Raw genomic sequence first — 8,177 nt, 5'->3', positions numbered from 1 at the left:
GCCAAGTGGCTCGACACGAACGGACCCGAGCCTGATACTGTGCTGGCCGAGATCATGACGCCCTATGAGATCGGGATCATGGACCGGCTAGCAGCACGGCTTCCGATCAAGTATCAATACCGCGGATTAAACGGCCTGCGTGAATATGCACGCCTTTGGACGATGTTTCCCGAACTGCTGGGTGAAGCGCCGCCGCAAGACGTGCTTGAGCTGTCATGTGGGGCCTGCGGGATTTTTGATGTCCTTTCGCGTTATGGGCACAACGTGAAATCCTATGACTATCTGGATAAGGACGCAAAGAACCCGCTTGGCACATCATATGCCGGAATTCACAAGGCATTGGGGGTCGCGTGTCAGCATTTTGACGGGCGCGCGCGCCCCTATGGTTTTGCACCTGACAGTTTTGACATCGTGTTGGTGCATCAAGCCCTTGATGCTTATGGCGCGGTCGCGGAGTGGCACCAGATTGTCGCTGACCTGCTTGTGATCGCAAGGCGGTCGGTCGGGCTGGTTCTGAACCCGCCTGCAGGCAAGGATCAGGAAAACCGTGAAAAAGGCACGGCCTTTATCAACGAGATGAAAGACACATACGGTGCAATCGTGTCGCAGTGTCCGGAAACGGGGCTTCCGACGCTTGTGATTCACAAGAACCACAACTGACCACGGCAGCACGCCAAGCCGGACGGGCGCCTTATGCTGCCTTAGCCTGCATCACGCGGCCACCCCGCCCGCCTTGGCACTCTGACTGCCAGCATGGGCTTGAGAAGTGGTGAGCGGAACCGGTTCAGGTCCAACGCTTCATGCACGCCTGTCACCACTTCGCCGTTCAGTTGGGTTTGCACTGCGGACCGCGAATAGAATGGCGCGTCCAGCATGGGCAGCACTTGTTTCGGAACAACGCCCGGATCGGCGCGGGTTTCGCGCATGACCTGCCAGAGAGAGCGTTTGAAGCGTGTCCTAGGTGGCGCATCGACGATTTTCGCGCGCCCGTCACTGTCAAAGGCGATCGCGGTGTCGAGCGTTGAGCCATCGCGGCGCACGGCGTCGTAGATACAGGTCGCACCTGCTTTGGTCGGATAGCGGCCCCATGTCCAGAAGCTGAAATCCTCTTCCAGTGACCTTGTGCCGAAATTGGCGTCGAAGTAGCCGTGGCCGGACCATTGCCAGCCTTTTGCTTCCAGTTCGACCTTGATGTCGGACGACGGCGCGAAGGGCCGCCAGATATGCGCGCCGTCAGGTGTCAGCGGCAATTCCACGTTAGTCATCGCATGGGGCGTGATCGTAATTTGCCCCCGCACGCGGCTGATCAGGGGCGGGCTGCTGATCTCGTTGATGTCGATCACCAGATCGCGGCCCGTCCAATGCATCGACGAAGGCCCCACCTGAAACGTGTCGGGTGTTGTGTGCAGCGCTGCACGCCCGCGGTCCGTCATCGTGAACCGCCCGCCCGGTCCATAGGTGGCTACGTTGATGCAGCAGTGGTTGGCGGGGTCGCGGCGCCCCGACCACGCATACCACGGTGAAAACACCGATCCGATGAACCCTATGACAGAGACCGCTTTCGTCCCACAGTCGCTGATTCCGTCGATGTACCACCACGCGTAGCCGTTGGGCGGGACATCAAGGTGGAAGCATGGTCCGTCATGATCGCCGCGGCCGCGTGCTGGCCTGAGAGCGTCGCCATCGGCACCCCCGCTCCCGGGTGCGTCCCGCCCCCGCAGAGGTAAAGCCCCGGCAGCGGCGTGCGTGCCGTCGGGCGTTTGAAAGCGGCCATCATGCCGTGCGGGCTCCGCCCGTAAAGGGAACCGAGGCTCGCTGGAAACAGCGCGTCGAACCCCTGCGGCGTGGTCAGCGCCTCCGGCCCCGGCGTCGGGCTGAAGGTCAGACCGAAGGCGCGGAAACGCTTGAAAATCTGTGTCTGACATGGGGGTTTTTCCTTTTCAGGGGCGCGCGGCACAGGCGGGCCGTTCATGATGATCTCGAACCGTTGCAGGGCGTCGGGTGCGACGGCCCCGTGATCCTGTGCGCAAAGATAGAGGGTGGCGTCGGTGGGCATTTCGCCATTGGCGAGCGCTTTGAATTCGGCTTTGGGATCGTGCCCGAAAAACACGGTGTGATGTTTGAGTGCGACACCGTCAGGGACAGCGGCAAAGGCGTGCACAAAGGCCGACAGGCTGCGGGGTGTTGTGTGTTTTGGCTGCACCGCGTCTTTCGCGCCCTCGCCAAGGAGACCGGTTTCCAGTGCGCGCGGATCGCCGTTGAACAGCACCATATCTGCGGGAAAGTGTCCTGTGGCGGTTTGCACACCATTGATCCGCCCGTTCTGCCGCGTGATCCGCGTGGCGGGCGTGTTGTAGTGGAAGGTTGCGCCACGTGCTTGCGCCAGTCCGGCAATGGTTTGCGCCAGTTGATGCATCCCGCCCTTCACGGACCAGACGCCTTGTGCCTCGGCCTGCCAGATCAGCGCCAGAATAGCGGGCGAGGCATAGGGTGAGCCGCCGACATAGGTGGCGTAACGGCCGAAAAGCTGTGCAAGGCGCGGATCGCGAAACGAGTGTTGCAGCAATCCGGCCAAGGTGCGGTGCGGGGCCATGGCAGGGATCAGGCCGGGCTGGCGCAGCACGGTTTTCGTGATCGCCCATTGGTCGGGTTCGGGCGTGCGCATCATCGGCGCATCGAAAGCATCAAACAGGCGTTTGGCGCGGGCCGAGAAGGCCGCGAACTCCTGTCCTGCTTTCGGTCCGAAGGTGGCAGTCACATTGGCAAGGCTTTGCGCAGGATCGGCGTCAAGATCAAGCATTGTGCCGTCGTCCCAGTAATGCCGCGCGAGTGTGGTCAGCGGTTCAAGCGTGAGGTGGTCACTGAGGACCTCATCCACATCGGCGAACAGCCCCTCGAACACCGGCCGCATCGTCAGGACAGTCGGGCCTGCATCGACCGGCCCGGCATCTGAAGCGACCGTGCGCATTTTGCCGCCCGGGGCGCTGTGCATATCCAGCACCGTCACATTGCAACCCTGATGGGCCAGCCGCAGTGCAGCGGCCAATCCGCCGATTCCGGCGCCGACAACAACAATTTTGGGGGAATCCGCTTTCATCCGGCCCTGAGTCTTTTGTTACGTTTGATTTACATTGACATATGTAAACTAAAATAGACACTATAGATTGCAAAGGAGACGTCCATGAGAATCTCGGAACGGATTGACGCGACCATGGCAGCGGCCATCAAGGCAGGCCAGGGTGGTGTTGCGCCGGCGAAACTGGCGGCGGCGCTGGAATATGCGGTCACCCCGGGTGGCGCGCGGATCAGGCCGACGATCCTGACCTCTGTGGCGATGGCCTGTGGCGATGACCGCCCTGAATTGACTAATGCCGCGGCGGTCGCCCTTGAAGTGATCCACTGCGCGAGCCTTGTGCATGACGATCTGCCCTGCTTTGACGATGCCGATATGCGGCGCGGGAAACCGGCGTTGCATCGGGCCTATTCCGAACCTTTGGCGGTGCTTGCGGGCGATAGCCTGATCATTATGGGATTTCAGGTGCTGGCCCGTGCTGCGGGCGATATGCCTGCGCGCGCGCTGCGTTTGATTGATATTCTGGGCACCCGCACGGGGATGCCCTTTGGCATTTGCGCAGGCCAAGGCTGGGAAAGCGAAGACAACATTGATTTGTCCGCTTACCATCAGGCCAAAACCGGTGCCTTGTTCATTGCCGCGACGCAAATGGGCGCTGTGGCTGCGGGGCAAGAGGCCGAACCTTGGGAAGAACTGGGTGCGCGCATTGGCGAGGCGTTTCAGGTCGCGGATGATTTGCGCGATGCGCTGTGCGATGAGGGTACTCTGGGCAAACCGGCCGGTCAGGATGATCTGCACGGTCGGCCCAATGCGGTGGCCTCTTACGGTGTTGCGGGTGCTGTAAAGCGTTTCGACGATATTCTCGGTGGTGCGATTTCCTCTATTCCTGCCTGTCCCGGCGAAGCGGCCCTCGCGCAGATGGTGCGCGCTTATGCCGACAAGCTGGTGCCTGCTGGCGCACGTGGCAGATCTACCGTCCCCGGCGAATAATGAAAGACGTTGATGCCCCCCTGCAAAAGCCTGCGTTGCCGCGTGGGGCGATGCGGCCTGCGGGGCGATTGACCCGTTTGGTCGCGTCGCGGGGTTTTCAACGTTGGGCAGCCCGCTTTCCGCTGACCCGCCGTATCGTACGAACCGAAGGTGAGGCGATGTTCGATCTGGTGGCGGGCTTTTGCCATAGCCAGATTTTGCAGGCCTTCGTCCGTTTTGACATGGCCGCGCTTCTGTTGGCCAATGAAATGAGCGCCGAAGCTTTGGCGCATGAACTGGATATCCCAAAAGACCGTCTTGTGGTCCTGCTCTCTGCATCTGTCGCGATCGGCCTTCTGAAGCGGCGTCGTTCGGGGCACTATGCGCTGACGACACGGGGCGCGGCCCTGGCGGGCGTGCCCGGCTTGCGCGGGATGATTGACCACCATGATGTGCTTTACCGCGATCTGGCTGATCCTGTTGCCTTTTTTCGGGGTGAGGTTGCGACCGAGCTTGCAGATTTTTGGCCCTATGTGTTCGGCGCTGGCGGTGCGACTGATCCAGAGACAACAGCGATTTATTCCCAGCTGATGGCGGATAGCCAGGCGCTTGTTGCGGAAGACACGCTTGCGATGGTCGGGCTTTCCGAAAGTAAAAATATCCTCGATGTGGGTGGTGGCACGGGGGCCTTTCTTGCCGCTGTCGGTGCCGCGCATCCGCATCTGCATCTGACACTTTTTGATCTGCCGGCTGTGGCCCCTGCTGCGGCAGAGCGTTTTGATGCGGCGGGTTTGCGTGACAGTACCACAATCGTTCCCGGCTCTTTTCGTGATGATCCTTTGCCGCAGGGCGCCGATATCATCAGTTTGGTCCGTGTCCTTTACGATCACGCCGATGAAACTGTGATCGCCTTGCTGAAAGCGGTGCATGATGCGCTGCCAGAAGGTGGCCGGATCCTGGTGTCAGAACCCATGACCGGAGGGGATAGCCCGCAGCGCGCGGGTGATGCCTATTTTGCCCTTTATTGCATGGCGATGCGCACCGGACGGGCGCGCTCTCAGGCTGAGATTGCGGCTCTGTTGGCGCAGGCGGGCTTTGCAGACGTGCAAACGCCAAAGCCGCGCCGCGCCTTTATTACATCCATTGTGACGGGTGTAAGGAAAAGTTGACACTTTATATGTCTAAATAAATTGACACTTTGATCTGTAAGGCTAAACTAGGACAGGACAGAGTGTTGTGATTTGGAATGTTCCAAAGCCGTGCACTGGGGAGAAAAGCGTTGGAAACAAAGGCCGTCATTCTATCAGCGCCAGGAAAGCTCGCGCTTGATCAGGTGGGAATCGTTCCCCCCGTGGCGGACGATATCGTGGTCGCGATCAAGCATTCCGGCATCTCCACAGGGACGGAAAAGCTTTTTTGGACCGGTGAGATGCCGCCATTCCCCGGCATGGGCTATCCATTGATCCCCGGATATGAAGCCGCTGGCGAAGTGATCGAGGCGGGTGCCGATAGCGGTTACCGCGTGGGCGAGCACGTTTTTGTGCCCGGCGCGAGTTGCTATGAGGGAGCCTTCGGGTTGTTCGGGGCAGCGGCGCAAACGCTGGTTACCAAAGCATCACGCGTGACCCGTATTGATCGGGGTCTTGGCGCTGCGGGTGCTTTGCTCGCTTTGGCCGCGACGGCGCGTCATGCGATGGCAGGCCCGAACAAGGCTGTGCCTGATCTGATTATCGGCCACGGCGTGCTGGGCCGTCTTCTGGCGCGACTGACCATTGCATCGGGAGCGCCTGCGCCGACGGTGTGGGAAGTTGACCCGATCCGCATGGGCGGTGCCCGCGGGTATGAGGTGACGACACCCGAGCAAGACAGCCGCCGCGATTACAAGTCCGTCTATGATGCCTCAGGTCGTGGCGATCTGTTGAACGACTGGATTGGCCGCATCGCCAAGGGTGGTGAGATTGTTCTGGCGGGGTTCTATACCGCGCCCCTGCAATTCGCATTTCCACCGGCGTTCATGAAAGAGGCGCGTTTTCGCATCAGTGCGGAATGGGCGGCGGACGATATGGTTGCCACCAAAGCCTTGGTCGAGGCGGGCACGTTAGAGCTTGCCGACTTGATCACACACCAACAGCCCGCAGAAGCCGCAGGGACAGCCTATGAAACGGCGTTCACTGATCCGGCCTGCCTGAAAATGATTTTGAATTGGGGAACCGCATGAAAGATGAAATTCCAAATCTGAAGGATTTCGACCAGCGTCTGCGTGACGAGGCCAATGAGGAGCATACGCTCGAAGTGCCTCAGGGCGAACCCACATCAAAGACCCAGATCATCGCGATCTACGGCAAGGGCGGGATCGGCAAATCTTTCACGCTGGCCAACCTTAGCCATATGATGGCCGAGATGGGCAAGCGCGTTTTGCTCATCGGCTGTGACCCGAAATCCGATACCACCAGCCTGCTGTTTGGTGGCAAAGCATGCCCCACGATTATCGAAACATCCGCAAAGAAGAAACTTGCGGGCGAAGAGGTTGCCATCGGCGATGTCTGCTTCAAACGCGGCGGTGTTTTCGCGATGGAACTGGGTGGCCCGGAAGTGGGTCGTGGCTGTGGTGGTCGCGGGATCATCCACGGGTTTGAATTACTTGAAAAGCTGGGCTTCCACGACTGGGACTTTGATTATGTCCTTCTGGATTTCCTTGGCGATGTTGTTTGTGGCGGCTTTGGCCTGCCGATTGCGCGCGATATGGCGCAGAAAGTTATCTTGGTTGCCTCAAATGATCTCCAATCGCTTTATGTTGCTAACAATGTCTGCTCGGCGGTCGAATACTTCCGAAAACTGGGTGGCAACGTTGGGGTCGCTGGACTTGTCATCAACAAAGATGACGGCACAGGAGAAGCGCAGGCTTTCGCCGAAGCTGTTAGCATACCTGTCCTTGCTGCAATCCCGCAAAACGATGACCTGAGAAAGAAAAGCGCGAACTATCAGATCGTTGGCACCCATCAAAGCGAATGGGGTCCAATGTTTGAAGGGTTGGCCGAGGCCGTGGGCATTGCCCCGCCTGTGCGCCCGAACCCGCTTGATCAAGATGGACTGCTGGGTCTGTTCGACGCCAAAGACACCGGCGGCGACTATCAACTTGTGCCCGCCACCGATGTCGACATGCGCGGCAAGAACGCCCAACCGAAAGAGAGCCTGGAGGTGATCTATGACGACGCCTGACGCCCGCAAAAATGTCGAGCGCGAAGTGCAAGAGATGCTTGCCCGCGCCACCCCCGCACAGATGAAACGCCTTCTGCGCGATATTATGATGGCGGCACCTGCCGCCAAGGAGCCTGTCAAATATGACGCATGAGACTGACACCCAAGGCTATGAGGTTGGCTATGATGATGCTGGGCAGGTCCAGATCATCGAAGGCGTGGCCCGTGAGCAGGCGTCTGAAGTTTTGGCCGCGTCCCAGCAGGCAACAGCGCTTGAGGGTGGTTGCACCGCAAGTGCGGGATCAATGGAGGCTGCCGCGCGTGCCGCGGGCAAATCCGAGATCCTTGATCAATATGCGAAGGATTATCCGCAAGGACCCCACGATCAACCGCAGAGCATGTGCCCTGCGTTCGGGTCTTTGCGTGTAGGCCTTCGGATGAAGCGTGTGGCCACGGTTCTGTCCGGTTCGGCTTGTTGTGTATACGGTCTCACGTTTGTTTCGCATTTTTACGGGGCGCGCCGGTCTGTCGGCTATGTTCCGTTCAATTCCGAGACATTGGTGACAGGTAAACTTTTCGAGGACATCCGCGAGAGTGTCCACGATATGGCCGATCCTGACCGCTATGACGCGATTGTTGTAACGAACCTTTGTGTGCCCACCGCATCCGGTGTGCCCCTGCGGTTGCTGCCCAAAGAGATTAACGGCGTACGGATCGTGGGCATCGACGTGCCCGGTTTCGGTATCCCGACCCACGCCGAGGCCAAGGATGTGCTGGCGGGTGCGATGCTGCAATACGCGCGCGCAGAGATTAAGGCAGGCCCCGTTGCCCGCCCTGTGGGTGGTAAATCCGACCGTCCAAATGTGGCCTTGCTGGGCGAGATGTTCCCTGCTGATCCCATGATGATCGGCGCGATGCTGGCCCCCATGGGCCTTGC

Annotated in this window: 9 protein-coding genes; 7 read left to right on the top strand and 2 right to left on the bottom strand. The window is 59.7% G+C overall.

The features are described from left to right. A partial coding sequence (locus VGP75_RS00970; protein ID WP_327541862.1) for a class I SAM-dependent methyltransferase occupies positions 1 to 660 on the top strand: 660 nt, incomplete at its 5' end. A gap of 41 nt (positions 661 to 701) precedes the next feature. Here the strand turns inward: VGP75_RS00970 and crtC are convergent. Both crtC and crtD read right to left on the bottom strand, forming a co-directional pair. Further along, positions 702 to 1,529 (bottom strand): carotenoid 1,2-hydratase, encoded by an 828-nt coding sequence (gene crtC, locus VGP75_RS00965; protein WP_526025493.1) that lies wholly within the window; start codon positions 1,527 to 1,529, stop codon positions 702 to 704. Positions 1,530 to 1,543: 14 nt separating this feature from the next. Next, on the bottom strand, positions 1,544 to 3,097 hold the full coding sequence (gene crtD / locus VGP75_RS00960; RefSeq protein ID WP_327541861.1) for a 1-hydroxycarotenoid 3,4-desaturase CrtD: 1,554 nt from the start codon (positions 3,095 to 3,097) through the stop codon (positions 1,544 to 1,546). Positions 3,098 to 3,181: 84 nt separating this feature from the next. Between crtD and VGP75_RS00955 the strand changes: the two genes are divergently transcribed. From VGP75_RS00955 to VGP75_RS00930, 6 genes are all read left to right on the top strand, one after another. Next, positions 3,182 to 4,063: a polyprenyl synthetase family protein gene (locus VGP75_RS00955; protein WP_327541860.1), complete on the top strand. Its 882-nt coding sequence runs from the start codon at positions 3,182 to 3,184 to the stop codon at positions 4,061 to 4,063. Next, the gene (locus tag VGP75_RS00950; protein ID WP_414727748.1) at positions 4,063 to 5,211 is read left to right on the top strand and encodes a methyltransferase; all 1,149 of its coding nucleotides are present in this window, start codon (positions 4,063 to 4,065) and stop codon (positions 5,209 to 5,211) included. Before VGP75_RS00955 ends, VGP75_RS00950 begins: the two co-directional genes overlap by 1 nt. A 110-nt stretch (positions 5,212 to 5,321) precedes the next feature. Then, on the top strand, positions 5,322 to 6,260 hold the full coding sequence (gene bchC, locus VGP75_RS00945) for a chlorophyll synthesis pathway protein BchC (RefSeq protein WP_327541859.1): 939 nt from the start codon (positions 5,322 to 5,324) through the stop codon (positions 6,258 to 6,260). Beyond that, positions 6,257 to 7,261, top strand: a complete 1,005-nt coding sequence (locus VGP75_RS00940; protein ID WP_327541858.1) for a chlorophyllide a reductase iron protein subunit X — start codon at positions 6,257 to 6,259, stop codon at positions 7,259 to 7,261. The genes bchC and VGP75_RS00940 overlap by 4 nt, the downstream gene beginning before the upstream one ends. Beyond that, the gene (locus tag VGP75_RS00935) at positions 7,248 to 7,394 is read left to right on the top strand and encodes a hypothetical protein (RefSeq protein ID WP_327541857.1); all 147 of its coding nucleotides are present in this window, start codon (positions 7,248 to 7,250) and stop codon (positions 7,392 to 7,394) included. Before VGP75_RS00940 ends, VGP75_RS00935 begins: the two co-directional genes overlap by 14 nt. Then, a partial coding sequence (locus VGP75_RS00930) for a nitrogenase component 1 (RefSeq protein ID WP_327541856.1) occupies positions 7,384 to 8,177 on the top strand: 794 nt, incomplete at its 3' end. The genes VGP75_RS00935 and VGP75_RS00930, both read left to right, overlap by 11 nt.

This window comes from Yoonia sp. (assembly GCF_036007805.1).
In the GTDB taxonomy this organism is placed as follows: Bacteria; Pseudomonadota; Alphaproteobacteria; order Rhodobacterales; family Rhodobacteraceae; genus Yoonia.
Note: the sequence above shows the minus strand (reverse complement) of the source record. Positions and strands in the feature narration are given on the sequence as shown.

What these genes read in the sequence shown, in the direction of transcription:
- crtD (WP_327541861.1), bottom strand. Translation starts at nt 3,097, where the DNA reads ATGAAAGCGGATTCCCCCAAAATTGTTGTTGTCGGCGCCGGAATCGGC.
- VGP75_RS00955 (WP_327541860.1), top strand. Translation starts at nt 3,182, where the DNA reads ATGAGAATCTCGGAACGGATTGACGCGACCATGGCAGCGGCCATCAAG.
- VGP75_RS00950 (WP_414727748.1), top strand. Translation starts at nt 4,063, where the DNA reads ATGAAAGACGTTGATGCCCCCCTGCAAAAGCCTGCGTTGCCGCGTGGG.
- VGP75_RS00940 (WP_327541858.1), top strand. Translation starts at nt 6,257, where the DNA reads ATGAAAGATGAAATTCCAAATCTGAAGGATTTCGACCAGCGTCTGCGT.
- VGP75_RS00935 (WP_327541857.1), top strand. Translation starts at nt 7,248, where the DNA reads ATGACGACGCCTGACGCCCGCAAAAATGTCGAGCGCGAAGTGCAAGAG.